At 70.0% G+C, this 25,993-nt stretch carries 20 protein-coding genes and 1 other RNA gene; 15 read left to right on the top strand and 6 right to left on the bottom strand.

Features of this window, described 5'->3' with window-relative positions; genetic code table 11:
* Positions 1–16 precede the first annotated feature (16 nt).
* Positions 17–1,969 carry a penicillin-binding transpeptidase domain-containing protein gene (locus NLI01S_RS07570; RefSeq protein ID WP_067601377.1) on the top strand — a complete coding sequence of 651 codons (1,953 nt, stop codon included), beginning with the start codon at positions 17–19 and terminating at the stop codon, positions 1,967–1,969.
* Between the two features lie 386 nt (positions 1,970–2,355).
* Positions 2,356–2,727, top strand: a transfer-messenger RNA (tmRNA) gene (gene ssrA, locus NLI01S_RS07575).
* 141 nt (positions 2,728–2,868) lie between these two features.
* Here the strand turns inward: ssrA and NLI01S_RS07580 are convergent.
* Complete coding sequence (locus tag NLI01S_RS07580; protein ID WP_067601620.1) at positions 2,869–3,849, bottom strand: ArsR/SmtB family transcription factor; 981 nt, start codon at positions 3,847–3,849, stop codon at positions 2,869–2,871.
* A gap of 58 nt (positions 3,850–3,907) precedes the next feature.
* Between NLI01S_RS07580 and NLI01S_RS07585 the strand changes: the two genes are divergently transcribed.
* From NLI01S_RS07585 to NLI01S_RS07595, 3 genes are all read left to right on the top strand, one after another.
* A complete protein-coding gene (locus NLI01S_RS07585; RefSeq protein WP_067601380.1) occupies positions 3,908–5,110 on the top strand; it encodes an MFS transporter in 1,203 nt (400 codons plus the stop codon).
* 66 nt (positions 5,111–5,176) lie between these two features.
* Complete coding sequence (locus NLI01S_RS07590; RefSeq protein ID WP_067601385.1) at positions 5,177–5,509, top strand: PadR family transcriptional regulator; 333 nt, start codon at positions 5,177–5,179, stop codon at positions 5,507–5,509.
* Positions 5,506–6,222, top strand: a complete 717-nt coding sequence (locus NLI01S_RS07595) for a DUF2812 domain-containing protein (RefSeq protein WP_067601390.1) — start codon at positions 5,506–5,508, stop codon at positions 6,220–6,222. Before NLI01S_RS07590 ends, NLI01S_RS07595 begins: the two co-directional genes overlap by 4 nt.
* Before the next feature lie 147 nt (positions 6,223–6,369).
* On the opposite strand, the gene NLI01S_RS07600 is transcribed toward NLI01S_RS07595, so the two are convergent.
* From NLI01S_RS07600 to nagA, 4 genes are all read right to left on the bottom strand, one after another.
* The gene (locus tag NLI01S_RS07600; protein WP_067601392.1) at positions 6,370–6,648 is read right to left on the bottom strand and encodes a type II toxin-antitoxin system Phd/YefM family antitoxin; all 279 of its coding nucleotides are present in this window, start codon (positions 6,646–6,648) and stop codon (positions 6,370–6,372) included.
* A 97-nt stretch (positions 6,649–6,745) separates the two neighbouring features.
* The gene (locus tag NLI01S_RS07605) at positions 6,746–7,252 is read right to left on the bottom strand and encodes an SRPBCC family protein (protein WP_067601394.1); all 507 of its coding nucleotides are present in this window, start codon (positions 7,250–7,252) and stop codon (positions 6,746–6,748) included.
* Between the two features lie 135 nt (positions 7,253–7,387).
* Positions 7,388–7,696 (bottom strand): hypothetical protein, encoded by a 309-nt coding sequence (locus NLI01S_RS07610; RefSeq protein WP_067601623.1) that lies wholly within the window; start codon positions 7,694–7,696, stop codon positions 7,388–7,390.
* 102 nt (positions 7,697–7,798) lie between these two features.
* A complete protein-coding gene (gene nagA, locus NLI01S_RS07615) occupies positions 7,799–8,932 on the bottom strand; it encodes an N-acetylglucosamine-6-phosphate deacetylase (RefSeq protein WP_067601397.1) in 1,134 nt (377 codons plus the stop codon).
* A 634-nt stretch (positions 8,933–9,566) separates the two neighbouring features.
* Here nagA and NLI01S_RS07620 point away from each other — a divergent pair.
* Complete coding sequence (locus tag NLI01S_RS07620) at positions 9,567–10,082, top strand: NADPH-dependent FMN reductase (RefSeq protein ID WP_067601400.1); 516 nt, start codon at positions 9,567–9,569, stop codon at positions 10,080–10,082.
* 83 nt (positions 10,083–10,165) lie between these two features.
* Here NLI01S_RS07620 and NLI01S_RS07625 read toward each other — a convergent pair whose 3' ends face one another.
* Entirely contained in the window at positions 10,166–11,071 is a 906-nt protein-coding gene (locus NLI01S_RS07625) for a hypothetical protein (protein WP_067601403.1), read from the bottom strand.
* Between the two features lie 191 nt (positions 11,072–11,262).
* Between NLI01S_RS07625 and NLI01S_RS07630 the strand changes: the two genes are divergently transcribed.
* The 9 genes from NLI01S_RS07630 (at position 11,263) to NLI01S_RS07665 (ending at position 25,986) form a co-directional block, all read left to right on the top strand.
* Positions 11,263–13,140 (top strand): SGNH/GDSL hydrolase family protein, encoded by a 1,878-nt coding sequence (locus NLI01S_RS07630; protein WP_067601405.1) that lies wholly within the window; start codon positions 11,263–11,265, stop codon positions 13,138–13,140.
* The gene (locus NLI01S_RS07635) at positions 13,140–14,939 is read left to right on the top strand and encodes a hypothetical protein (RefSeq protein WP_067601415.1); all 1,800 of its coding nucleotides are present in this window, start codon (positions 13,140–13,142) and stop codon (positions 14,937–14,939) included. The genes NLI01S_RS07630 and NLI01S_RS07635 overlap by 1 nt, the downstream gene beginning before the upstream one ends.
* Positions 14,940–15,211: 272 nt before the next feature.
* Positions 15,212–15,352 carry a hypothetical protein gene (locus NLI01S_RS25975; RefSeq protein ID WP_017542507.1) on the top strand — a complete coding sequence of 47 codons (141 nt, stop codon included), beginning with the start codon at positions 15,212–15,214 and terminating at the stop codon, positions 15,350–15,352.
* A gap of 248 nt (positions 15,353–15,600) precedes the next feature.
* Entirely contained in the window at positions 15,601–16,932 is a 1,332-nt protein-coding gene (locus NLI01S_RS07640) for a glycosyltransferase family 4 protein (protein ID WP_067601418.1), read from the top strand.
* Positions 16,929–21,407, top strand: a complete 4,479-nt coding sequence (locus NLI01S_RS07645; RefSeq protein WP_067601421.1) for an alpha-(1->3)-arabinofuranosyltransferase — start codon at positions 16,929–16,931, stop codon at positions 21,405–21,407. Before NLI01S_RS07640 ends, NLI01S_RS07645 begins: the two co-directional genes overlap by 4 nt.
* The gene (locus tag NLI01S_RS07650) at positions 21,404–22,453 is read left to right on the top strand and encodes a DUF3068 domain-containing protein (protein ID WP_067601424.1); all 1,050 of its coding nucleotides are present in this window, start codon (positions 21,404–21,406) and stop codon (positions 22,451–22,453) included. Before NLI01S_RS07645 ends, NLI01S_RS07650 begins: the two co-directional genes overlap by 4 nt.
* A gap of 156 nt (positions 22,454–22,609) precedes the next feature.
* Positions 22,610–23,461 carry an SOS response-associated peptidase gene (locus NLI01S_RS07655; RefSeq protein WP_067601427.1) on the top strand — a complete coding sequence of 284 codons (852 nt, stop codon included), beginning with the start codon at positions 22,610–22,612 and terminating at the stop codon, positions 23,459–23,461.
* 233 nt (positions 23,462–23,694) lie between these two features.
* Positions 23,695–25,362 carry a phosphomethylpyrimidine synthase ThiC gene (gene thiC / locus NLI01S_RS07660; protein WP_084392387.1) on the top strand — a complete coding sequence of 556 codons (1,668 nt, stop codon included), beginning with the start codon at positions 23,695–23,697 and terminating at the stop codon, positions 25,360–25,362.
* A 90-nt stretch (positions 25,363–25,452) separates the two neighbouring features.
* The gene (locus NLI01S_RS07665) at positions 25,453–25,986 is read left to right on the top strand and encodes a hypothetical protein (protein ID WP_067601434.1); all 534 of its coding nucleotides are present in this window, start codon (positions 25,453–25,455) and stop codon (positions 25,984–25,986) included.
* Positions 25,987–25,993 lie beyond the last annotated feature (7 nt).

Consider the following 25,993-nt stretch of genomic DNA (forward strand, 5'->3'; position numbering starts at 1 on the left):
GAAAGGAACACACAAGGTGTCCCCCCGTCCCCTCGGCCGCAAGATCGCGGCCGCAAGCAGCGGCCTGGTCGTCGCCCTGACCCTCGCGGCCTGCACGACCCACCCCAGCCCGGAGGTGGCCGTCAGGTCCTTCCTGCTCTCCTGGCAGGGTGGGAACCACGCCGACGCCGCGAGGTTCACCACCGGTGACCCGGCCGAGGTGGAGGCGGCGCTCGCCGACGTACACGACCAACTCGACCTGGCCTCGATCCGGTTCAACCTGGGCGGCATCACCCAGGACGGCGATCAGGCCACGGCGGAGTTCGAGGCCTCCGCCGACCTCGGCATCGGCGACCCGGTGTGGACCTACACCGGCAGTATGCCGTTGACGGACGGTCCCGAGGGCTGGCGGATCGACTGGTCGCCCGGCGTCATCCACCCCGACCTGGAGGACGGCGAACGACTCGCCGTCAGCTACGAGATCGAGGAACGCGGCCAGATCCTGGATCGGGAGGGCGAACCCCTCGTCTCGTCCGACAGCGTCACCGCCTTCGGTGTCCTCCCCGCGGAGATGGACGACAAGGAGGCCGGGGTCACCGAACTCGCCGAGCTTCTCGACGAGGACCCGGACCCGCTGCTCAACCGGGTGCGCTCCGCTCCGCCCGAGCAGTTCCAGCCGCTGGTGCTGATGCGCGGCGGCAGCGTCGACGGCACCTTGCTGGAGGAAGCGGGGAAGATCTCCGGGGTGCAGACCGAAGAGGTCGAGATCAACCTGTCGCCGCGAGTGGCGCCGTTCCTCCTCGGCGATGTCGCGGGAACCGCCGAGCACCGGGTGTCCTCCCGTGTCGCCGGCGCCTACCAGGCCGGGGACACCGTCGGCCTGAGCGGTCTGCAGAACATCTTCCAGCACGAGCTCGCCGGGACCGCCACCACGCAGGTGGTCACCCTCGGCGAGGACGGACGGCAGACCGCCGTCCTGGAGTCGTGGGACGGTGTGCGCAGCAGCGGAGTGCAGACCACCCTGGACCTCGAACTCCAGAACGCCGCGGAAGGCGCCCTGGAGAACCTGCCGGGCAACGGTTACCTCGTGGCCGTCGACACCGGCAGCGGAGACGTGCTCGCCGCCGCGAACGCCTCCGGCCAGGCCTCCGACGATGGCGCGTTCACCGGGAGCTACTCGCCCGGCGGAACCTTCACCCTGGTCTCCTCCCTGGCCGCCCTGGACTCCGGAGCCGTAAGCCCGGGCAGTCCGATGCCCTGCGGTTACCAGTCAGACATCGGTGACCGGACCTTCACCAACCCCAGCAGCGGCTTCCTGGCCGGTGAACCGGATCTGAGCCGCAACCTGTCCTTCCTGTGCAACGTCGGCTTCGTCGACATCGCCTCGGAGGTGGGCGGCGAGCAGATCACCGAGTCCGCGGCCGCCCTGGGGGTGGGCGCCGACTGGCAGCTGTCCCTGCCGGCCGACTCCGGGGTCGTCGACATCAACGACGACGAGGCCGACGTGGCCGCCGCCATGGTCGGAGAGCACGGGGTCCAGGTGAGTCCGCTCGCCATGGCCCTGGCCGCCGGCGCGATCGCCGACGGCACCTGGAACCCCCCGACCCTCGTTCCCGAGGAGGGGCCGGCCCCGGCCGGCACCGGTGAGCTGAACGAGGCCCACCTCGACGTGATCCGCGAAGGGATGCGCGACGCCGTCGTCAACCGCTTCCCCGAGGTGAGCGTGGGTGAGGAACCCGTGTACGGGCAGGCCGCCAGGGCCGAACAGGAGGACACCGCCCTGCACTGGTTCGTCGGCTACCGGGGCGACGTCGCCTTCGCGGTCCTCGCCGAGGTCGATCCGGAGATGACGATGTGGCAGCAGTACGCCGTCACCGCCGCCACGAGCTTCCTCGCGGGCGATACCGCCGAAGGCGGGCAGCAGCCGCTGAACGACGACCAGCCGCTCGCCGGCGCCATGCCGGAGTCCGACCCCGGCCTGAACGAGTAACACGAAAAAAGGACGCCGCCGGAGCAACCCACGGGCGCTCCGGCGGCGTCTTCATGGGTAACTGGGACCGCATCAGGGGGTAGCGGACCAGTTCGATGAGGCAGGATCTCGTCTCGGGGGAGACCCTGCCGGTTCCAAAGGTCGGCCAGACCCTGCCGACCGCCCCCGTGAGTCGCGTCGACCAGATCTTGAGTCCGCCTCACGGGGGTTTCTCCCTGACCCGGTCCCCGAACGAACCGGGAATCGGCTTGTCGAACCGGGAATCAGCTTGGCCCCGCGAACGTTGACCCGATAGAGTGACGAACACGCGAGTGGTTCGCCGCTCGCATGTCGGTCGACACCGGACCCGTGCAGACGGGGTCCACGTCGGCTTTGACAACTTCACAGGGGGTGATCGGTTTCGACTTCGGTAGTCGTTCCAGGGGAAGCGGGTCGAGGATTGCGTTTGTGACCTCGTTAATCCTGCATTCGCATAAATTCAAGTGCCAATTCTAAGCGCACTGAGTTCGCTCTCGCTGCCTAAGCGATTGTGACTCTGTCGGTCCGGGCTCGTCATCGGCTCGGGATCCGGCACCATTCAGATGACTCACCGCTCAGATCAGGCCACGGGGCCTGAGCGGGACATTCACGTGGCTGGGCCTGTCAGCGATGTGTCTGTGCAAGCGCTGAGGCCGAGTAGAACGACACCACAGACTGCATCCGGAGAAGCCCTGGCTCGTTGCTGAAGGACGCGGGTTCGATTCCCGCCACCTCCACGGACTCAGGACGACCCTGCTCGGAAGCCCTCGGCTTCCTCGCCGGGTCGTCCTTCGTTTTTTCGGGACCCCTGACTGTGCGGGGGCGCCCGACCTTTTGGCCCTTGGGCCGCGCTTGGGCGTGGTCCGGGGGCCTTTTCGCGTTCAGGGGTCCTGAGCGGCGAGGGCGATGCCCAGGGGAGACCTGGCGTAGAACACCTCGCGGCCGGCGCGCCAGGACTCCAACAGGCCCGCGTCGCGCAGGGCGGACAGGTTGACCGACACCGTGGCCGGAGCCAATCCCAGGCGCGCGGCCAGGTTCCGGGTGGTCTCGGGGACGACCAGGTGGGTCAGGATCCGAGCGCGGGTGCGTCCCAGGACCGCCGACAACGCCTCGGCGGAAGGCTCTCCGGGTGACCACAGCTCACCCACCCCCCGCACCGGGTAGATCAGGGTGGGCTGCCACGGCTCCTCACCGACGAGGATCAGTTCGGGCCAAACGAAGGCGCTCGGCATCAGCAGCAGCCCGCGGTTGCCCAGGCGCAGCCGTTCGGCGGCGGACGGCCCCGCCACGTGGAGCGTGTGGCCGTCCCAGGCGAGCCGCCCGTCCAGGTCGGTCATGAGGGCGGCCAGGCCGTTCCGGGCCAGAGTGTGGGCCCGCAGGGACAGGTCCGCGTCCAGGAGGGCGCGCAGACGCGGCCAGTAGGGCCGGACCAGGTGTTCCCAGCAGGTGGCCAAGAGGTCGGCCAGCGTGTCCCGGGTGTCTCCGGGGTCGGCCAACAGCGGATCGGTCATGCTCGCGGGCAGGCCGCGGCGGGGGTCGAGCAGGCAGGCGCGCAGTTCGCTCGCCACCCGGTCGGTCGGGGTGGACCTGACCTGGGTGAGTCCATCCTCGAAGGAGGTGAGCGGACCGGCCGGGGGAGGACTCAGGAAGTCCGGCACGTAGCCGGGGCGGGGGAAGAGCAGACGTGCCGGGGACAGGTCGACGTGGTCGGGGAGCCGGGCGGTGCGGACCCACGGCAGGTGGAAGCCCTGACGGTGGGGTTCGAAGAGGGTGTGCAGGGCGGCCAGGGTCTCCCAGAGCGGAGAGACGGCGAACCTGCAACGCAGCAGGTCCTCGTGTTCGAAGACCACCTGTCCCGGCATGGATTCGAACATACCCGAATCCGTTGAAGGGCCTGTTCATCGGGCGGAGGCTGGGCGCATGTCGCAGACCTCCTTCCGTCGGGTGCTCGCCGTGCCCGAGTTCCGCGCCCTGTTCCTCGCGGAGATCCTGTCGATCCTCGCGCTGGTCGCGGTGCAGATCACCCTGTCCGTCCTGATCTTCGACCGGACGGGATCGCCGCTGCTGTCTTCGTTGGCGTTCGCGTTGGGGTTCCTGCCGCATTTGTTGGGCGCCTCGTTGTTGTCGTCGGTGGCAGACCGGTTTCCGCTCAGGCGGGTGATGGTGGGAACACAGCTGATCAGCGGCGCGGTGATGGCGTGCATGGCGGTCCCCGGGACGCCGGTGCCGGTGATGTTGGCGTTGTTGGTGGTGAGCGGGACGATCGCCCCGGTGTACTCGGGGGCGCGTTCGTCCGCCCTGGCGGACGTGCTGGGCGGGGAGGGGTTTCCCCTGGGGCGTTCACTGCTGCGGATCGCGGCGCAGACCGCTCAGATCAGTGGGTTCTCGTTCGGTGGCGCCCTGATGTTGGTCGCCTCGCCCACGACCGCGCTGTTGGTCGCGGCGGGGTTGATGATCGGGTCCGCCCTGTTGGTGGCGGTCGGCACCGAATACCGTCCCGGGGGCGGGGGCTCGGGTGGGTTGGTCGCCTCCTCGCTGGGAGGGGTGCGCGACGCGTTGCGGTTGCCGCGGCTGCGCGCGGTCTTCCTGTTGAGCTGGGTGCCGACGGCGCTGTTCGTGTGGCCGGAGGCGTTGGCGGCACCGTTGGCGGCGGGTATGGGCGGTGGCCCGATGTTGGTGGCGCTGTTGTTGACCGCGGGGCCGGTGGGGACGGTCGTGGGTGAGCTCGCCGCCGGGTCGTTGCTCACGGCCGAGGCGCGCCGCAGGTGGATGCTGCCGTTGGCCTTCGTGTCCTTCCTGCCGATGATGTTCTTCGCCTTGGACCCGGGTCCGGCGTTCGCGGTGGTCGTCCTGGGGCTGGGCGCTTTGGGCTGGGGTTACACGTTGGCGCTGGACGCGCTGCTGCTGGCGGAGACCCCGCAGGAGTTGCGCGGGCGCGTGTTCGCGCTGGGGTCGGCCGGGCTGATGATCACCCAGGGGGTGGGGTTCGCGCTGGCCGGGGCGGTCGCGGAGTTCCTGCCGACGCACCTGGTGGTGGCCATGGCGGGGGCGGGCGGCGTGCTGTCGGTGGCGTTGTTCGGCCGCCGGTTCTTTCGATCGAGGGAAGTCCGTACGGCTATCTAGGTTGCGATCCTAACTAGGTTGCTTTACCGTCTAGGTAGATGCCGGACCTAGTTCCAGGGGCGATGAATGGATCGACGATCGAGCTGGCTGAAGGGGGTGCTCGACCTCCTCGTGCTGGCCGCACTGACCGACGGCGAGAGCTACGGCTACGCCTTGGCCGCGAGTTTGGACGAGGCCGGCTTCGGCCGGATCAAGGGAGGCACCCTCTACCCGGTGCTCAACCGGTTGGAGGAGGCGGGCCTGGTCGACGCGGAGTTCCGCGCGGCGGAGAAGGGGCCCGGGCGGCGCTACTACCACCTGACGGACCAGGGCCGGGAGGTCCTGGCGGATCAGGGCGCGGCCTGGTTGGAGTTCGACACATCGGTACGCGAGGTTCTGAAGAAGGGCGGGGTTCGATGAGCTACCTCGACGAGTTGGCGACACTGCTACGGGCCCGTGGGGTCCCCGAGCAACGTCTCAAGAGCACCATCGACGACCTCGCCGCGTTCCTGGCCGACGGCGACCTGGACCCGACGGAGGAGTTCGGTCCGGTGAGAGAGTTCGCCGACGACCTGGTGGGTGAGGAGGGCCCCGAGCCCGACCCCGAGAGCCTGGTGTGGGCGGCGGACTCCTTCGCGGCCACAGAGCGGCTCAACGAGATGGGCGCCCAGGGTTGGGAGGTCGAACGGGTGGATCGGTTCGGCCGGTTCGTCAGCCACCGTGGTGCGGACCCTCAGGTCTGGGAGTATCGCCAGGAGATCGCCCCCGGACGCCGTGAACGGACGCGTTTGACCGAGCGTCTGGCTCCGGAGGGCTGGGAGCTCGCCGGGCACTACTTCACCTACGCCTACTTCAAGCGGGCCAGGGCCGCGTTGGTCGGGCCGGCCGCCGAGCTGGACGAGCGCCCCGAGCCCACCCGGAAGCGGTTCTTCTGGAGCCTGCCCGGCCTGCTGTCGGTCGGGATCGCGCTGGTGGTCCTGGTGATCTCCCTGTACAGCCTGGGCGGCACCCTGTGGGAGGGCGACTTCGCCGATCGGGTGGCCACCATGGCGGGCGCCGGGGTCGGGGCGCTCGTCGGTGTGGGTGCGGTCCTGGGCGTGTTCTGGCTGGTGGCAAGGGTCCGCAACCGCTGACGGGTCTACCCGGGCGCCAACGCCACCGGACGCCCCGGGGCATGGATCGAGTGCTCCGAGCTCATAGGTTTCGGTGGATGTCCATCGCGTCCTCCTTGGGGAGGGCGCGAATCTGCTTGCGTAACTGCCGGAAGTCGAACTCCCATTTCACGCGGCGTTTCCTTGGTCCTCTTCTAAGATCTCGGCCACCATTTCGGCCATGCCGACCCTAGGCCCGCCCTCGTCCTGGTCCAGGGCACGATCGGCCTCCCTCGCCGGATAGACGTCCATGGCGTCTTCAAGGGCTTCGAAGTCCTCGATGGGGACGATCGCCGCTACGGGAGCGCCGTTGGGGGTGATGATGGTCGGCTCGCCCTGCTGGGCTCTGGAAATCGGTTCGGGTAGGTGTGCTCGCGCGTCGCGGACGCTCATGTTCTCGTCACTCATGCCAGCTGTGTGTACAAGGAATTGTGTACACACCCAGGGTGCGAGTCCGGAATCTCGGCCGGAGACAGGAAGGGGCGAGGTGAGCGCTCTCCTGGGGTCAGCGCACCTCGGTGAGGGGGCCGAAGTGGGCGCGGGTGTCCTTGACCAGGGAGGCGAGCATGCTCTCGGTCAGGGGACGCCCCAACTGCAGGGCGCTGTCCAGCCCCTGCCAGGGGGTGAACGCGAAGGACCACACGAGCTTGCTGCCGCCGGCGAACGGCAGTACGTGGTAGTCCTCGGCGAACGATCCGAACAGCGGGAGGGTGCCCTCGGTGGCGTAGAAGGACTTGCGGCGTTCGCCCTCGTCCCAGCGGAAGAAGTGCTCGAGCATCCGGTAGGCGCCGAGGATCCGGGCCTGGCGGATGGTGCCCACACCGTGGGGCGGCTCGGTGGTGTAGTGCACGTCTCCCAGGGCCCGGCACCAGGACAGGGGCCGGGGCGAGGTGAGCTCGGCCCAGACCTCGTCGGGCCCGGCGGCCAGTTCCAGCCCGACCCGCCAGCGCATCGGGGCGGATTCGAAGTAGCTCTCGTCGACGGGTTCGAGCTCGTAGCGGAAGGCGCTCACGGGGCATCCTCTTCGTCCGGGGTTCCTCCGGTGAAGGTACCAACTCCCTCGGGTGGGGAGCCCCGCCGAAAGTTCCTCGGTCGGACCCGACGGGGACGGTACCGCCCGGTACCGTCCCCGTCGGGTCCGGGTCCGTCACTCCTTGGTGGCCCCCACCAGCCACGCGATCTTGTGGGCCGTGAGCGACAGGCTGCCGCTGTTGCCCAGGTGGACCCCGAACGATGCGATGAACGCGTAGTCGTGTTCTCGGCGTTCACAGATCACGTCCTCGACCGCGTGGGCGGACTCCGGGTTGTCGACGCGTAGGCACAACCCAGACCCTTCCACCACTTCCGCGCGGACTTCGTAACGGGACAGTTCACCGGCGAGCCTGCCGAGGTGGTCTCGCTCTTCGGAGGGCGCTTGGGTCGGCTCCTGGTCGTTCACCTGTCTCGACTGGGCCATGACGGATCCTTTCGTGACGAGCACGGCGCATTCCTCGATGCCCTGTTGACAATTGTCGCTCAGAGGCAAGTTACCCATCCGTACCGTGCTCACGACACGCCGTCAGCCGAGCCACCTGCCCCGATACATCACGTCCGCGACCGAAAGATCCTCATTGAGCACCAGCAGGTCGGCGTGGCCACCGGTCTCGACCCGACCGACCTCGTCCAGTCCCAAGGCGGCCGCCGGCACCGAGGAGGCCGAACGCACCGCATCCTCGACCGGCACCCCCAACGCGACCGTGTTGCGCACCGCCTGCGGCAGCACGATGGTGCTGGAGGCGATCGCCCCGTTCTCGACGAGGCGCGCCTCTCCGCCTTGGACCCGGACCCGAAGATCGCCCAGGGTGTACTCGCCATCGCCCAGGCCGGTCGCCGACATCGCGTCGGTGACCAGCGACACCCGTTCGGGACCGGCGGCGTCGAAGACCAGGCGCGCCGCCCCCGGGTGGACGTGCACGTTGTCCAGGATCAGCTCCACCGTCACTCGCTCGTCGCCGAGCACCGCCGCGATCGGCCCCGGGTCGCGGTGGCCGAGCGGTCGCATCGCGTTGTAGACGTGCGTGGCCACGGTCGCCCCCGCGTCGATCGCGGCGAGGGTCTGCTCGTAGGTGGCCTCGGTGTGCCCCACGGCCGCCACCACGCCCGATGACACCGCGGCGCGGATCAACTCCAGGGCACCGGGCAGTTCCGGGGCCACCGTGATCATCCGGACGTGCCCACGCCCCGCCTCGACCCAGGCGTCGAGCTCCGCGGTGTCCGGGTCGCGCAGCAGGTCCGGGTCGTGGGCGCCGCACCGCGACTTCGCGATGAACGGCCCCTCCAGGTAGATCCCGGCCAGCGTGCCCTCCTCACACGACTCGGCCAACGCCGAGACCTGACGGAGTGTCTCCCCGGGCGAGGCCGCGACCAACCCGCCCACCACGGAGGTCACCCCCGACCGTCTGTTGAAGGCGACGATCTCGCGCGCACCCTCCGGGTCGGCTTCGGGGAAGGCGTGTCCCGCTCCGCCGTGGATGTGGGTGTCGACCAGTCCCGGGGCGACCAGTCGTCCACCGAGGTCGTGGCGCTCACCCGGGCCGGGGTCGCCGGTGCCGAGCTCGGTCACCCGACCGTTCTCGATCCGGACCCAGCCGTCATGGGTTCCGTCGGACGTCACCACGCGCGCGCCGGTGAGGGTCAGGGGTGTGTGGGCCATGGGTGGGGCTTCTCCTCCTGTGCGGGCTCCGTCGCGACGGGTGCGACGGGCGCTGTGTGTCGTAAATTACATTCGTGTGACCGCGAGGTTCTCAGGGGGTCGTGGGCACCTCCTTCGGGCGACGTCTTCCCAGGGAACGCGGGGTGATTCCGCATTCTGGGACGAGTGTCCGAGAGGTGGACCGGCGCTCGTGGGGCCCGTGTCCCCTCGGGAGAGGCACCGGCACGCATTGACGATAGTGGTCGACTCACCTCATGATGGAGACATGTCCGCCGGTGAGCTGCTTGTCCAGCGCCTGCACGTCGACCTTCGACAGCAGGCGAGCGCGCTCTGTCGTAGCTAGCGCCTTGCGGGGCCCGTGCCCCGCGCCACGGGTGTATCCCGTGCCCTTGTGCCCCTACGCAGACACCGGACGCTCGGCTCCCACTCCATGGGTCCACGGATCTTCGAGGTCCGAATGAGCACCCCCACGTGACGCGGACGCGAACCCCGACGCCGGACCACCAGGTCCCGCGCCGCGCGCCGACTCACGAGGAACACGGTTCTACTCCGGTGTCCCGCTTCCGATCACCGCCCCCCGCGTTCCCTTCCGGTCGATCCCGGCTCGTTCAGACCGAACCCAGGAGTTCTCCGTATGACTCGCTTCACCGTGCTCGTCGCCGCACCTCGTTCCCGTTCCTCCGTCCGTTCCGCCGCGCTGCGCGCCGCCACCGAGGTCGCCGTTCGCGCCGGCGTGACCACCACGCCCGATGTCGTCGACCTGGCCGACCTCGGCGCCGACCTGCTCGACGACTCCTCCGCCGCGGTCTCCGAGGCGCTGGAGAAGGTCGGTGCCGGTGACGTGCTCCTCGTCGCCTCGCCGCAGGTGCACGGCACCTACACCGGACTGCTCAAGGTCTTCCTGGACCGCCTGCCCGAGCTGGGTCTGGGCCACACCGTCGCCATCCCGCTCGCGGTCGTCGAGGACCTGCGCAACGGCCACGGCATCGAGGAGGACCTGCGGGTCCTCCTGGCCGACCTCGGTGCCTGGGTCGCCGAGCCCGGCCTGATCCTGTCCAGTGACGAGACCGGCGAGCCCGAGAACGTCGTTCGGGCCTGGGCCGACGTGGCCGCTCCCGGTCTGCGTCAGGCCGTCTCCGTCGCCGTCTGAGCGACGACGCGATGAGGGTCCCGCCCCGTGGCGGGGCCCTCTGACGTTCGGTCACCGACCGGGGGCGGAAGGGACGTTCGTCCTCACGCGCCGGGGGTGGACTCGCCGCGCAACCGACTGGTGTCGGCCTCGGCCTGGGCGACGTTGCCGCGCACCAACACCACCACGACCAGGGTCAGGGCGAACCCGCCCACCCGCAGGGCCATGGTGAGCGGGTCCTCGGGCAGGCTCTCTCCGAAGAGGAGCGTGCCCGCCACCACGGTGAACACGTTGCCCACCACGTTGGCGACCGGGGCGGTGATGGAAGCCCGGGAGCGTTGCAGGGAGGTCTGGAAGAGCACGATGCCCACGGCCCAGCCCAGCGCGTACAGGTACGGGTAGGGCGACAACAGGGCGGGGCCGATCGCGGCCCACGGCCCGTGGTCGGCGAGGAGGCCGCCGAGGCCCTTCCCCTGGAGCCCCGCGCTGCCTTGGGCGAGGCCGGCCGCGGCGCCCATGGCGGCGGCCGAGACGTACTTCCCTCGCCCCCCGACCACGCTCATGACGGCCACGCAGGCCAACACGGTGCCCACGCCGACCACGACCAACAGGGGCGTGTCCGCGGTCGTCCCGGTCTCCGCGCCGTCCACCGTGGACAGGCTCAGCAGGCCCAGGGCCACAGGCATCACGCCGAGCGCGACGTACTCGCCCCGGGTGATCCGCTCACCGCGCACCAGTGTGATGACCAGTAGCGTCGTGGCCACACCGGCGGCGAAGGCGGGCTGGGAGACCGATACCGGGGCCAGACCGAGGGAGACGATCAGGCCGACGCTCCCCAGCGCGGCGAACACACAACCGAGAACCCATTTCGGATTACCCAGCAGTACCCTGGCGAGGTGAAGCGGACGGTTGATCGAGATCGACTCGGAGCCGTGCAACGCGCGCTGCTCCACGGTCAGTCCGATCGTGTAGACCACCGCTGAGAACAGCGCGACCAGGAGTCCGACCACGAGGAGGAGGCCTTTCGGCTCGGCGCTCCGTGACCCAGACGGGCCCGAAGGTTGACGGCCTCCATATAACCAGTTCTAGTCTTGTCTGGCGAGTGACACCTGATCTCCTGTCTCAACAGGGTGGATGTCACTCGTGGGTCGAATAGGAACCTGTAACTACCGCTAAGCGCCGCGGCGAGAGATGGGGCACGGTGCAGGACCCGGGCGACGACGACATCCCCCAGGAAGAGGACGTGACCGAGGCACCCGGGACCCCCCAGGGCCGGGCATCCGAGAACGAGACGAAGAGTCCTCGCCCGAGCGCTTGGCGGGACCGGCTCCCCACGTGGACGAGCCGCGAGTACTGGCGCGGGTCCACCTGGCGAGACCTCCTTCGTCCCGGTCCGTCGACGAGCCGATTCCGCGGCCTGTGGGAGCGCGGAGGTTCGCGCTTCGAACCCGGCCCCTTGGGGCTGCTCGGCGTCATGCTCGCCGCCATGGCCGTCACCATGTTGCTCCTACAGACCGGTTCGGGCGGCCTCGGAATCGAAGGCGACGAGCGGGCCGAGGAACCGGTCGCCGTGCCCGGCCCGCCCGACGGCGAGTTGCGGATCATGCCGATCGGCGACTCCGCGACCCAGGGCAGCAGCGGGGACCACACCTGGCGCTACCACCTGTGGTCCCACCTGTCCGACCAGGAGATCGACTTCGACCTGGTCGGACCCAACGACGACCTCTACTCCCTCGCCGACGAGGACTTCGGCGCACACGACTACGCCGACCCCGACTTCGACACCGACCACGCCGCCCGTTGGGACGCCACCGCCCAGGAACTCGCCACCGACGTCGCCGGCGTCGCCGCCGAGTTCGACCCCCACTACCTGCTTCTCCTGGCCGGGACCGAGGACATCCTCAACGGAGGGGAAGCCGATCACGCGCTGGACGGCGTCGCCGAGATCGTCTCCACCGTGCGGGTGGTGCTCGGTGACGCCCGCTTCGTGGTCGGTGAACTGCCCGAAGTGGAGGGCACCGACGACGACGGTCGGGTCAACCGGGAGATCACACGGTTCAACATGGGCCTGGTCGACCTCGCCCAACAGCTGACCTCGACCGATTCGCCCGTGGTGGTCGCCCAGACCGCCCGGGACTACACCCCGGCCTTCGACAACTGGGACGCCACCCACCCCAACGTTCGCGGTGAACTCAAGATCGCGGCGGCCTTCGCCGACGCGCTGGCCCGGCCCCTGGGAGTGGGCGATGACTTCCCCCGACCCTTCCCGGACCTGTCCACCGGGCCGCTGACCGCACCCGAACCCGACTACGAGGAAACCGACGACGGTCTCCTGTTGTCCTGGGAGAACGTTCCGGGAGCCACCGACTACCGCGTGGTGCAGCGTCGGATCGAACCCGCCCCGGACGACCCCTTCGTGCTCCCCTTCGACGTGGACGTCGACGACGAACGAGGCTCGGTCACCGTCGATTCGCTGTTGAGCGGTGCCCGCTACGAGTTCGTCGTACGACCCGTCAAGGGCCGCGACGAGGGAGTGGATTCCGAACCGCTCCGGCTGGTCTGGGACGACGACCCACCGCCGGGCCCGACCGGACTGGAACCGCGGGACGATGGGGCGCTGCTCGTGTGGGACCAGGTCGAGGACGCGAGCCACTACGAGGTGTGGGTCCGTCTCCTGGAGTGCACCCCGCGGGACTCCTCGCGGCGTTCCCGGGACACGTTGCCCGCGGTCGGGGACACCACCACGACCATCGATGACGACCAGAACGCCGGGGGCGGAGAACCGGATCGGCCGCGGCCCAGCCCCTCCGAACCACCGCCCACCTCGCGCCCGGACCCGGAACCGGACCCCGCGCCCACGCCACCGCCGTCGAGTCCACCACCCGCGCCGGGTTCCACCTGTTCGCCGCGCGACGACCGCGGGCCGCAGGACGGCGAGGGCTGGCGCTCGCTCGGCTCGACGGGTGACCGGGCACGATGGCGGGTCACGGTGTCGGGCCCCTACGAGGTCGTGGTGCGTTCCTACCGCGACTACGTGGAGGGCGGTTACTCCGCGAGTCTTCCGCTGGTGGACCACTGATGGCCCTTCGCCTGGCGCCCTGGGGACTGGGGACGCTGGTGGCGTTCCTGGCCCTGGGGCCCGCGCTGGGTCCCGGCCTCGTCCTGCGATACGACATGGTCTTCGTGCCCGACCTGTCCCTGCGGGCCGTGCTGACCGGCGCGGACGGTTTCCCCCGGGCGATCCCGAGTGACGCGGTGGTCGCGGCCCTGTCCGTGGTCCTGCCGGGCCACGTGGTGCAGGGGCTGGTGCTGGCCGCGGTGTTCGTCCTGGGAGTGGCCGGCGCGTTCCGGCTGTTCACCGGCCTGGTGTACGGGAAGGGGACGGTCCCCTTGGCCGGCCTGGCCGCGGGCGCGGTCGCCGGAACCGCCTACGTGTGGAACCCGTTCGTGGCCGAGCGTCTGTTGTTGGGACAGTGGGCGGTCCTGCTGGGATACGCGGGGTCGCCGTGGGTCCTGGCGGGGGTGGTCCGTATGGCGTCGCTTCGGCCCACCCGAGGTTTCGCCGGGGTGGTGTGCGCCCTGGTTCCCGCCGCGATCGGTGGGTTCTCGTCGGTGCTGTTGAGCGCGTTGACCGCCGGTCCGACCGCGCTGCGCCGGTGGCGGGACGCGGGCCTGCTGCTCCTGGCGCTGCTCTTGCTGTCCTCGCCCTGGCTGATCCCCTCGCTCGTCAGTGGCGCCGCCACCGACCCGGCCGGGGTCGCGGCCTTCGCGGCCCGCTCCGATACCCCGTTCGGCGCGTTCGGTTCGCTCCTGCTGCTCGGGGGGGTGTGGAACGCGGGGGCGGTGCCGCCCGGATATGGAGAGCCGCTCACGGCCGCTCTCCGGGCCCTGGTGGTGACGGTGGCGCTCCTCGGTTGGGTCTGGTGGTGGCGGCGCGCGCGTCCGGTCGTGGCGGTGGGGTTGTCCGTGTCGGCGGCGCTGGGCCTGGTGATCGCCCTGACGGGCGTGATCGCCCCGGGGCCCTTGGCCGCGCTGATCGACCTGTGGCCCGGCTTCGGGCCGCTGCGCGACGGACAGCTGTACGTCGCGCCCTTGGCCCTGCTGCAGTCCCTGGGGCTGGGAGCGATCGTCCTGTGGGTGCTCCGGGCCCTGCCCGAGACGACGTCGGCCGAAGGGCCGCCCGTGCCCGGCATGAGGCGGATGGTGACCGTGGTGGTCCTGGGGTTGTCGCCGGTGGTGGTGCTCCCCGGACTGTCGTGGGGTGCCGGTGGTGGGCTCGCGCCCGTGGAGTACCCGCCGGCCTGGCGTGGGGCACAGGTCGCGGTGTCCGCCGACGAACGTCCCGGCGCGGTCCTGGTGCTGCCCTGGAGCGCCTACCGGGGACCGGACTGGTCCGGAGAACCGGTGGTGGTGTTGGACCCGGCCACCAGACTGTTCGACCGGCGCACGCTCTGGAACGACGACCTGAGGGTCGGCACCCCGGACGGTGGGACCGTGGTGGTGACGGGGGAGGACCTGCGGGCACGGCGGACAGCCGAATCACTCGACATCGACCCCGAGACCGCGATGCCGCGGATCGAACCCGCCGAACTCCCCGAACTCCTGGGGTCGATGGGCGTCCGGTACGTGGCGGTGTCCGCCCCGGTCGACCACGGCCTCTCCGACACCGATGGGCTGTCCCCCGTGGTGGAGGGGAGTGACATGGCCCTGTTCGAGGTCGACGACGAGTACGTCGAAGCGACTCCGGAGAGTGTGTCCGTTCCGGTCGTCACCGGCGCTCTGACCAGCCTGGGGACCGTCGTCTGGGCGGTGTTCACGGTCGCCCGGAGGGAACCCCGCCACGGTGATCCGGTCGGAGGATCCACGGCCGGGAACTGACCCTCACGCGAGGTACGGACTCGCTTTTTCGGTCACTTTGAAACGGGTTCTGGTTTCATCGTCGATCCTGTTCTCACCAGGTGATCCAGGCCACCTGGCCGCCCCTGACCAGCATATGGATGCGTCCAAAGTGCACATTTCGGGGTTGGAAGTTACCGGAGGGTTAGTTACAGTTGGGGCAACCATCTGGTCTATAGCTAGATCAGGTTCTAGTCTCGGTTTCCAGCGCCCCGGGCCAGAACGGCTCGGAGCGTGCGGAAGGAGATCCTCAAGTGATCAAGGTAATCGCCGCCTGCGTGATCGGCGCGGCTCTGGCGGGAGGTGCCACCGTGGTGGCCACCAACCTCGCCACCGAGTCGACCGCGACCGCTGAACCGGTGAACGAAACCCTCTACAACTACGGCGACCGCTAGGTCTTCGGGTTCGCGAGGTCCGGCGGGCGCCTCGCAACCTGCGGGGCGCCCCACGCCCCCGGTCCCCGGTGACTCGAACCCGACACGCCGCCGTCCCCTCGCGATCACGATGGTCGCCCCACCCCACTGACGTCCGGTCCTTGGGCCTGTTCGGCTGCACTCCCCGCCCCTGAGTGTTCGCTCAGAGCGATATTTCGCTCGCTCGGCGTAAGCAGGCCCGGGTCGGGCACCGCGCGGAAGGAGAGCGTGTGGTCTTCCAGAAGGTCCCCCGCCGGGTGGAGCCCGGAGTCGTCACGGTCGCCACGGGTACGACCACCATCCCCGCCCCGGCGGAGGCCGAAGAGTCCGCGACGGCCGAACCGGTCACGACCGACGGCCCCCCGGCCCCCACCGACCTCGGTCCCCGTCTCGACGGTGTCCGGATCGTCATGATCAACTGGCGCGACCCCTGGCAGTCCACTGCCGGCGGCGCCGAGGAGTACGCCTGGCGGATCAGCCGCCACCTGGCCGAACGCGGCGCCATCGTCACCTTCCTGACCAGCCGCGAACCCCACCAGGCCCGGGTCGAGACCAAGGACGGCATCGTCATCCGCCGCATGGGCGGCAAGTTCACCGTCTATCCCCGCGTGATGGCCTGGCTCGCCCTGTGGCGGCGCGAATACCACCTGGCCTTCGACTGCATGAACGGCATCCCCTTCCTGTCCCGCCTGGTCCTGCGCCGGAGCACGAAGGTCGTCAGCGTCGTGCACCACGTCCACGACCTCCAGTTCAACGCCTACTTCTCGGCGCCACTGGCCTGGTTCGGGCGTTTCGTGGAGTCCACCGTCGCCTCCCGGGTCTACCGGAACTGCACCACCGTCACCGTCTCGGAGTCCTCCCGGTCCGCCATGCGCGACAAACTCGCCTGGCGCTCCCCCATCGAGGTCGTCCACAACGGCGGGCCCGCCCTGGGCCCCCTGCCCCCCGCGCCCGAGCCCGGAACCGCTCCCGCCCTGGTCAGCCTCGGTCGCTTGGTGGTGCAAAAGCGGGTGTCCCGTGTGGTCGACCTGGCCCGCTCGCTGGCCGACGACCACCCCGGGCTGAGCGTGCACATCATCGGCCGCGGCCCCGAGGGGGAACACCTCGCCGAACAGATCGTGCGCGACGAACTACGGGGACGAGTCGACCTGCACGGATTCCTCTCCGAGGAGGACAAGGAAGCCGTCCTGTCGTCCTGCCACCTGCACGTCACCGCCTCCGAGTTCGAGGGATGGGGCCTGACGGTCGTCGAGGCCGCACGGCTCGGAGTGCCCACGGTGGCCTACGATGTGGACGGATTGCGCGATTCGGTCCGTGACGGAGAAACCGGATGGCTCGTCCGTGAGGGCGAGACCCTGGAGGACGTCGTCTCACGGGCCCTGAAGGAACTGTCCGATCCCCGGCGCGCCGAGGAGGTCCGCCGCGCCTGTCGCGCCTGGGCGTCCCGGTTCACCTGGGACGCGAGCGGCGCGCGGATGACCCGCCTCGTCGCCGCGGAACTCGGTATCGATTCCCCCGTGACACCCCCTGACCCGGCAGCAGGCAAGAAAGCGAAGATGTGACTTCGGCGGAATCCACCGCCAGGCGCGAACCGGAGGATTCCACGACACCGTCCGCCCCCGGCGGGCTGGACCAGAGGCTGCTGGCGCGCCTCAAGGTCCTCGCGGTGTGCGTGCTCCTGGGCGCGCTGGCGGCGAGCATCGACCCCGGCCGGATCGTCAGCGACACCAAGATCGACCTGACGATCAACCCCTTGGGGTTCATGGAGCGCGCCCTGCACCTGTGGGACGCCTCCTACTTCGGGCAGCTCCAGAACCAGGCCTTCGGGTACTTCTTCCCCAACGGCCCCTTCCACCTGCTGTTCGAGGTGCTCGGCATGCCCGAGTGGCTCATCCAGCGCTCGTGGATGGCGGTGCTGCTCATCGCGGCGTTCCTCGGCACATACAAGGTCGCCGAGGCCCTGGGACTCGGGACCGTCAACACCCGCATCATCGCCGGCATCGCCTACGCGCTGGCGCCGCGGGTGCTCACGCTGTTGTCGTACAACTCGGCCGAGCTACAGCCCATGCTGCTCATGCCGTGGATCCTGTTGCCGCTCATCCTGGGGGCCGAACGTCGGTACCCACCGGCGCGCATGGCGTTGTTGTCGGGGCTGGCGTTCCTCATGTGCGGCGGTACCAACGCCGCCTCCGAACTGGCCGTCCTCGTCGTTCCGGGCCTGTACCTGTTGACCAGGGCCAACGGCCGGCGCAAGTGGCGGCTGATCCTGTGGTGGGCGTTCGGTCTGGTCCTGGCCTCGTTCTGGTACATCGCGCCGCTGCTCATCATGTCGCGGTACGTGTACTCGTTCATGCCCTACACCGAGGACGCCGGTGTCACCACCGGCATCACCTCGCTGTTCAACGCGCTGCGCGGCACCTCGAACTGGATGGGCTTCCTGCCCGACATGGGCAACACGGCCCTACCCTCGGGGGCGGAGCTCTCGCTCACCCCATGGCTGGTGGCGGTCACCGCGCTGGTGGCCGGGCTCGGACTGGCCGGACTCATCAACCGGCGCACCCCCGAACGCCTCTTCCTCATCGGCAGCCTCCTGGTCGGTACGGCCATCGTGGTCGCCGGCCACACGGGGGACCTCACCGGTCCCTTCGCCGCGTCCATGCGGGAGCTGTTCGACGGCGCGCTCTCCCCGTTCCGCAACGTCCACAAGTTCGACGCGCTCATCCGGCTGCCCATCGTCCTGGGACTGGCCCACCTGCCGGTCGTGGTCGCCCGGGACCGGGCCGACCGCTCGGGGGCGGTGGTCTCGGCGAAGGTGCGCCGTGCCGTCGCGGGCGGATCCGCCGCGGTCTTCCTGGTCACGCTCGTGCCCATCGCCACGGTCGGCATCGCGCCCAAGGGCGGTTTCGAGGAGATCCCCGACTACTGGTACGAGGCGGTCGACTGGTTGGAGGAGCGCTCCGACGAACGCGGCATGACCATGGCGCTGCCCGGCTCCGCCCGCGGCGAGTACGAGTGGGGGCGTCCCCTCGACGAACCCATGCAGCCGTTGCTGTCCGGGGCGTGGACCAACCACCAGATCATCCCCTGGGGTTCCTCCGGGGCCTCCCGCATCACCCACGAGATCGACCAGAGGGTCTCCTCCGGGCGGGGCTCGCAGGGCCTGTCCGACACCTTCGCACGGCTCGGGGTCACCCACCTCATCGTCAGGAACGACCTTCAGCGCGTGGGCAACAACGGCGGCTGGCCGGCCCGCGTCCACCAGACCCTCCAGAACTCGCCCGGCATCACCGAGGCCGCCGAGTTCGGCCCGGTCATCGGTTCCCTCGACCACCGCTCCGCGTCCCAGTGGTTCGACCAGCCCTACCCGTCGCTGACCGTCTACGAGGTGGAGGACGCCGCTCCCCAGGTCGGGACCGTGCCCTCCGCCGACATGTTGCGAGTGACCGGCGGCCCCGAGTCCGTCCTGCACCTGGCCGAACAGGGCCTGGTCGACGACGACCGGCCGATCCTGCTCGGCGACGACCCCGGCGCCGACGCCATCGACGGTGCGAACACGATCGTCACCGACACGGTGCGCCGCCGCGAGGTCGTCTACTCCGACGTACGCCGCAACTTCTCGGCCACCATGACCGAGGACCAGGAGTACGAGCGCGACGTACCGGCCCCGGACGTCATCGAACCGGCCTGGGAGGAGTACGTCGCCCACGCCCGTGACATCGGCATCGCCGAGGTCACCGCGTCCACCTCCGAGGCGGGGGTCGAGGCCCGGCCCGGTGACCGCGACCCGGGCCACGCGCCGCACGCCGCCCTCGACGACGACCTCGGCACCGCCTGGCGTTCCAGCGCCTTCGAGGGTTCCCTGGGCCAGTGGTTGGAGGTCGAGTTCACCGAGCCTCGCAGCCTCGACGGGCTGAACATCGCCTTCGAACAACTGCCCGGCGAACCGCCGCCCTCCCGGGTCGCCCTCATCACCGACAACGGGGAGTCCGAGGTGGCCGTCGCGGAGACGGACGAACCCCAAGAGCTCAACGCCCCGCCGGGGGAGACCACCAGCCTCCGGGTACGGATCGACGAACTCGCGTGGGAACCCGAGTACCGCTTCGGTACCCGGGTGGGGATCAGTTCCATCTCGATCCCGGGCCTGGAGACCGCGCGCACCCTGGACGTGCCCGGCCCGTCCGAGGCGGGGACGCTGCTCTTCACCGGCTCCACCGGTACCGCTCCGGGCTGCATGGAGGGTTCGCACGCGTGGGTGTGCAACCCCGACCTGGAGGTGAGCGGAGAGGACGCCGACCGGCTGGACCGCACGTTCACCCTGTCGGAGGAGTCGGCGGGCTCCCCGCACCGGATCTCCGGAGAAGTGGTCCTCACCGACCCCCGAGAGGCGGAGAACGCCGCCAACCGGGCCGGCGGATACCCCCGCGTCACCGGCTCCTCCACCGCGGTACAGCATCCCGCCGCCATGGGCAGGGGAGCGCTGGACGACGACGAGAGCACCGTCTGGTACCCGGATCCCGAGGAGAAGCGGCCCTCGCTCGACATCGACCTCGGCAGCCGGACCACGCTGGACCACATGAAGGTCGAGTTCCCCCGGGCCGACACCGTGATGCGCCCGATCAAGGTCACCATCGAGGGTGGTGACACCGTCCGAGAGGGTTGGTTGGACGGCAGTGGGCGTGTGGACTTCGCCGAACTCACCGCTTCCTCGCTGAAGGTCACCTTCGAACGTCCCGAGGGCCAGGCTCTGGAGATCGGCACCGTCGACCTGCCCGGCGTGGCACCGGTCGAGCCGATCCCCGACGCCGACGTCGACGCCTCCACCACCTGTGGCCTCGGACCGAACCTGAGGGTCAACGATCGGCGCGTGGAGACCCGGATCAGCGAGGGCACCCTCGGCGACCAGCTCACCGGACGTCCGCTGAGCTACGAGACCTGCACCGACCTCGACCTCGTCGAGGGCGAGAACCGGGTCGTGGTCGATCCCGGCAACCGCTACCAGGTCCGTTCGGCCTTGGTCGAGACCGCCGACCTGGCCGACGCCCCCGCACCCGAGGTCACCACGGCGGAGGTCGACACCCTGCACTCCTGGGGGCCCGGTGAGCGCAGCTTCGACGTGTCGGTCGACGAGGACAGCCTGCTGGTGGTCAACGAGAACTTCAACGAGGGCTGGCAGGCCCGGGTCGAGGGCGTCGACGGGCCGCTGGAGCCGGTACGCCTGGAGGGGTGGAAGCAGGCCTGGGTGCTGCCCGAGGGCACCGCGGGCACTGTCACGCTCGAATACACCCCCGACGCCGTCTACCACCGGGTCCTGGCCGTCGGCGGCGCGCTCGCCGGGCTGTTGGTGCTGTTGGCCCTGTGGCCGCGCCGCCTGCTGCCCGGTGGCCGACGCTCGGCCACCGAACCACCGCGTGGCGGCCGCGCCCTGCCCGCCGCCGGCCCCGGTTGGCTGCCGCGTCCGGTGGTCCTGCCGCTCGGACTGGCCTACGGGGTGTGGATCGCCGGTTGGGCCGGCGCGGCCGTGGTCGGCGCCATCCTGTTGGTGATCTGGTGGCTGGCCCGGCGGGCGCCCAAACGTCTGCGCCACGCCAAACCCGGAAGACCCTCGATGGGCGGCCGGGCGCTGCCGCACCTGGCCGGGCCCTGGGTGGTCACGGTGTCGCTGGCCCTGGCCGGCCTGACGACCGCGGTCGGGACCCACCTGTCCGTGTACATGCCCTTCCACGACGTCACCGAGACGTTCGGTACCGCGCTGCGCGGCTGGGTGCCGCAGGCCCTGTGTCTGCCCGCGATGGCCCGTCTGGTCCTGGCGTTGGGCCAGCGCGGGGATGCGGCGGAACCACCGCCCGCCGACACCCCGTCGGAGGAGGGCACCGTGTCCGGGCCGACGGACGCGCCGCCCTTCGAAGGGCCCACGGCCTCAGACCAGGACGGCGAACCCGGCGGTGACCCCGGCGACGGACGGGACACACCCGGCGGTGATGGTCCCGGGTCCGCCCTGACCGGGACCACGCACGACGTCGAGGAGGCCCATAGGTGAGCGTGTTCTCCCAGATGGGACGTGTGCCGAAAGCGCGCCCCGGCCCGCTGCTCCCCGAACCCGGCCGACGGCTGCCCAAGGGCACCCTCCTGGTGGCGGTGGGGGCCTTCCTGGTGACCATGGCGCTGCTACTGCCGTTCTACGTGCAGGATCGGATCGCCCTCATGCCCGGGGACGTCTCCCACCGGTTGCGGATGGACGCCCCCGGCGCCACCTACCTGGACACCGCCACCTGGACTCGACGGGAGGGCGTCGACCTGGACCGGACCACCCGGATCGAGGGCACCGCCCACGGGACGGACTGGTCGGCCTGGGAGATGACCGTCGACACGACCGACTCCGACCGGGTCATCGACCACTGGAGCCGTCGCGTCATCGTGGACCGGGAGACCGGGCGCGCGGTCAACTGTTGCGGTGAGCACGTCAACGGAGACCGTGCCGTCCGTCAGGCCGGACTGATCCTGGACTGGCCCGCCGGTGTGCCCGAGGGCGACCACTCCTTCTACGACGCCGAGGTGCGGGCCGCCCCAGCGGTCGTCTTCGAGGAGAACGACGAGGTCGCCGGCCTGTCGGTGCGTCGCTACGTCCAGGGGCTGTCCGAGACCCAGGTGCCCGAATCCGCCCGTGGCGTGCCCGCGGCCCTGTTCGGGGACTCGACGGGGACCGTGACGGCCACCCGTTGGCTGGAGTTCGAACGGACCTTCTGGGTGGAGCCGATCACCGGCAAGGTCGTCCACATGACCGAGGAACGCACCGAGACCCTGCGCCCGCAGAACGGTTCGGGGGAGGTCTCGTTGTTGGAGGCCGAGTTCTCCCTCGCCGAGGGACAGGTGTCCTCGCTGGCCGAACAGGCCCGTGTCCGCTCGCTGATCCTGCGTGGGCTGGACGTGTGGGTGCCCTGGACCCTGGGACCGCTCGGCGTGGTCGCGATCCTCGCCGGTCTGGTCCAGGCGCTGCGCTCCCGCCCCGAGGACGAGCCGAACGATTCCGGAGAGGGCACGGTGATCGAGAGCGTGGCCGCGCCCGACCCGACCGGGAGGGCCTGAGCCACACGGGTGTGGCATGGGACGGGTCCGCGCCCCCGCGCCCATGGGGCCGTGGCCGACGACTCCTTCTTCGTGGGGTTCCTGAGCCGGTCGGTACCCACGGAGACCGGGGCCACAACGGGGACGTGAGCGGTCCCGGGGCGTAGAATCGGACACATGTGCGGTCGATATGCCCAGTCACGGAACGTGCACCAGCTCCAACTCGCCTTCGGCCTGCCGGAACAGGCGCTGGGGGAGGAGCCCGACCCACGGGCGTGGCCACCGCTGGAGGAACTCGACCCCGACTACAACATCTCACCCGGCCGCCCGGTCCAGGCGGTCCTCGGCCCGCCCCCGCAGGGCGGCGCCTCCGGCGTTCCGGGGCCGCGTTCGCTGCACACCCTGCGCTGGGGACTGGTCCCCTCCTGGGCCAAGGACCGCAACATCGGCTACCGGATGATCAACGCCCGTGGTGAGACCGTCGCCGACAAACCCGCCTTCCGGTCGGCCTTTCGCCACCGTCGCTGCCTGTTGCCCGCAGACGCCTACTACGAGTGGCAACTGCTCAACAAGGACGGCACGGCCCAGGCCAGTACCTCGCCCGCCACCGACCCCGGGCATCGCAAGCGCAAGGCCAAGGCGGCCAAGAAGCCCTTCTCCATCCACTACCAGGGTGACGAGCCGCTGGCCATGGCCGGGATCTTCGAGCGCTGGCGCGACCCCGAGGCCGACGAGGACGACCCCGCCGCCTGGGTGTGGTCGTGCGCCGTGATCACCACCGAGGCCGCCCCCGAACTAGCGCACATCCACGAACGCATGCCCGTGATCATGCCCGCCGACGACTGGGCGACCTGGCTCGACCCGACCTCCGGCCCCGACGACCTGTCCCACCTGCTGGAAGCGACCCCGGTGGACCGGTTCTCCGTCGACGAGGTCTCCACCGACGTCAACAGCATCAAGAACAACCACCCCGACCTGCTGGAACCCCTGCCGGCCGGTGACGGAGAACAGGCGGACACACTCTTCTGACTCCGGAGAGGGTGGACAGGGCGGGGCCGGCCCTGTGTATGGTGTCCGGGGCCACAGGGAAGTACCTTCCCCCGGCCGGGACGACGTGATCGACGCGTCCCAGGGCACGTTCGCCGTGCCGACATGTGAATACGCAACGCGGGAGCTCGCGCCATGGCGGGCTGAGAGGGCGACTCATCGGTGTCGCCGACCGCAGAACCTGTTCGGGTAATTCCGACGTAGGGAGGCCTGCCATGACGGCTATGGAAAGCCGTGATCTCTCCACCGACGACACGCATCGCGTGACGACCGGCCCCATCATGGGATCTCGCAAGGTGTACCGCGAGACCGAGACCCCCGAGGGCCCCACGCTCCGCGTTCCGCGACGTCGGGTGGAACTCACCAACGGCAGCCACTTCGATCTGTACGACACCTCCGGCCCCTACACCGACGACACGGCCGACATCGACGTCCACCGGGGCCTGCCCCGCACCCGTGCCGACTGGGCCCTGGACCCGATCGACGGCTCGGTCACCCAGATGACCTACGCCAAGGCCGGGACCATCACCCCCGAGATGCGCTTCGTCGCGACGCGCGAGGGGGTCGATCCCGAGTTCGTCCGCGACGAGGTCGCCATCGGCCGGGCCGTCATCCCGGTCAACCGCAACCACCCCGAGTCCGAGCCGACCATCATCGGCAAGAGGTTCCTGGTCAAGATCAACGCCAACATCGGCAACTCCGCCGTCACCTCGTCCGTCCCCGAGGAGGTGGAGAAGATGGTGTGGGCCACCCGCTGGGGCGCCGACACCGTGATGGACCTGTCCACCGGCAAGCGCATCCACCAGACCCGCGAACGCATCATCCGCAACTCTCCGGTGCCCATCGGCACCGTCCCCATCTACCAGGCGCTGGAGAAGGTCGACGGAGACCCCACCAGGCTCGGCTGGGAGGTCTACCGGGACACCGTCATCGAACAGGCCGAACAGGGCGTGGACTACATGACCGTCCACGCGGGCGTCCTGCTCCGCTACGTGCCCTTGGCCGCCCGCCGAGTCACCGGCATCGTCTCGCGAGGCGGCTCCATCATGGCCGCCTGGTGCCTGGCCCACCACAAGGAGAGCTTCCTCTACACCCACTACGAGGAACTCTGTGAGATCTTCCGCCGGTACGACATCACCTTCTCCCTCGGCGACGGGCTGCGCCCCGGATCCATCGCCGACGCCAACGACGAGGCCCAGTTCGCCGAACTGCGCACCCTCGGCGAACTCACCCACATCGCCCGCTCCCACGACGTGCAGGTGATGATCGAGGGACCCGGCCACGTGCCGATGGACAAGATCGCGGAGAACGTCCGCCTGGAGGAGGAGCTGTGCGGCGAGGCGCCGTTCTACACGCTCGGCCCCCTGGCCACCGACGTCGCTCCCGGATACGACCACATCACCTCCGCGATCGGCGCCGCGCAGATCGGATGGCACGGCACCGCGATGCTCTGCTACGTCACCCCCAAGGAACACCTGGGGCTACCCGACCGGGACGACGTCAAGACCGGGGTCATCACCTATAAGCTCGCCGCGCACGCAGCCGACGTCGCCAAGGGACACCCCGGGGCGCGGAAGTGGGACGACGAACTGTCCAAGGCGCGCTTCGAGTTCCGTTGGCGGGACCAGTTCAACCTGTCCCTGGACCCCGAGACAGCCCAGTCCTTCCACGACCAGACCCTGCCCGCCGAACCCGCCAAGACCGCGCACTTCTGCTCCATGTGCGGCCCGAAGTTCTGCTCGATGAAGATCTCCCAGGACGTGCGCAGGTACGCCGAGGAGAACGGGCTGGACACCGTCGAGGCCATCGAGAGGGGCATGGCCGACAAGTCCGAAGAGTTCGCCCAGGGCGGTAACCGCGTCTACCTGCCCCTGGCCGACTGACACGGAAGCACCGGTGGGCCACCGTTTCTGGCGGCCCACCGGCCCCTGTGACAGGGTGAGCGCAAGAGCCCCGGTGCACAGGAGGTCCTCTTGGAGATCGTCGACTTCGACCTGGCGGTGACCACGGCCGTCTTCGGGCTCTTCTCCTTCGCGTGGTTCGGGTGGGCGCAGGAACGGCCGCCCGCCGACCGGGTCCGTTGGGCATTGGGCGCGGGCTCGCTCCTGGCGCTCGGCCCGACGGTGTACGGCGTGATGCGCGCCCTGGATTCCCGGAGCGAGGGCGCCATCGCCGCCGGGGACGACCTGGGGACGTACCTCATCGTGGTGGGGCCGGAGTTCGCCCTCGCCTTGGTCGGCGCCATCGTCCTACGGGTCGTCGACCGCTCCGAGTACACCTCCGCCTGGATCTGTCTGGTGGTGGGGGCGCACTTCTTCCCGCTGGCCTCGCTGCTGAACCAGCCCATCCTCTACCTGGTCGGCGTGCTGCTCTGTGCCTGGCCGTTCCTCGCCGTGCGGGGGGCACACCGCCGTGACGTGTCGATCAGCTTCGCCACCGGCGTCGGCGCGGGAGTCTGCCTGCTGTTCTTCGGCGTCGTCCTCGCCCTCACCCTCATCGGCGTGTAGGCGGCCG

It is taken from the genome of Nocardiopsis listeri NBRC 13360 (assembly GCF_001570765.1).
GTDB classification, from domain to species: Bacteria; Actinomycetota; Actinomycetes; order Streptosporangiales; family Streptosporangiaceae; genus Nocardiopsis; species Nocardiopsis listeri.

What these genes read in the sequence shown, in the direction of transcription:
- NLI01S_RS07580 (WP_067601620.1), bottom strand. Translation starts at nt 3,849, where the DNA reads ATGCCGGGACAGGTGGTCTTCGAACACGAGGACCTGCTGCGTTGCAGG.
- NLI01S_RS07585 (WP_067601380.1), top strand. Translation starts at nt 3,908, where the DNA reads ATGTCGCAGACCTCCTTCCGTCGGGTGCTCGCCGTGCCCGAGTTCCGC.
- NLI01S_RS07590 (WP_067601385.1), top strand. Translation starts at nt 5,177, where the DNA reads ATGGATCGACGATCGAGCTGGCTGAAGGGGGTGCTCGACCTCCTCGTG.
- NLI01S_RS07595 (WP_067601390.1), top strand. Translation starts at nt 5,506, where the DNA reads ATGAGCTACCTCGACGAGTTGGCGACACTGCTACGGGCCCGTGGGGTC.
- NLI01S_RS07600 (WP_067601392.1), bottom strand. Translation starts at nt 6,648, where the DNA reads ATGAGTGACGAGAACATGAGCGTCCGCGACGCGCGAGCACACCTACCC.
- NLI01S_RS07610 (WP_067601623.1), bottom strand. Translation starts at nt 7,696, where the DNA reads ATGGCCCAGTCGAGACAGGTGAACGACCAGGAGCCGACCCAAGCGCCC.
- nagA (WP_067601397.1), bottom strand. Translation starts at nt 8,932, where the DNA reads ATGGCCCACACACCCCTGACCCTCACCGGCGCGCGCGTGGTGACGTCC.
- NLI01S_RS07620 (WP_067601400.1), top strand. Translation starts at nt 9,567, where the DNA reads ATGACTCGCTTCACCGTGCTCGTCGCCGCACCTCGTTCCCGTTCCTCC.
- NLI01S_RS07635 (WP_067601415.1), top strand. Translation starts at nt 13,140, where the DNA reads ATGGCCCTTCGCCTGGCGCCCTGGGGACTGGGGACGCTGGTGGCGTTC.
- NLI01S_RS07655 (WP_067601427.1), top strand. Translation starts at nt 22,610, where the DNA reads ATGTGCGGTCGATATGCCCAGTCACGGAACGTGCACCAGCTCCAACTC.
- thiC (WP_084392387.1), top strand. Translation starts at nt 23,695, where the DNA reads ATGACGGCTATGGAAAGCCGTGATCTCTCCACCGACGACACGCATCGC.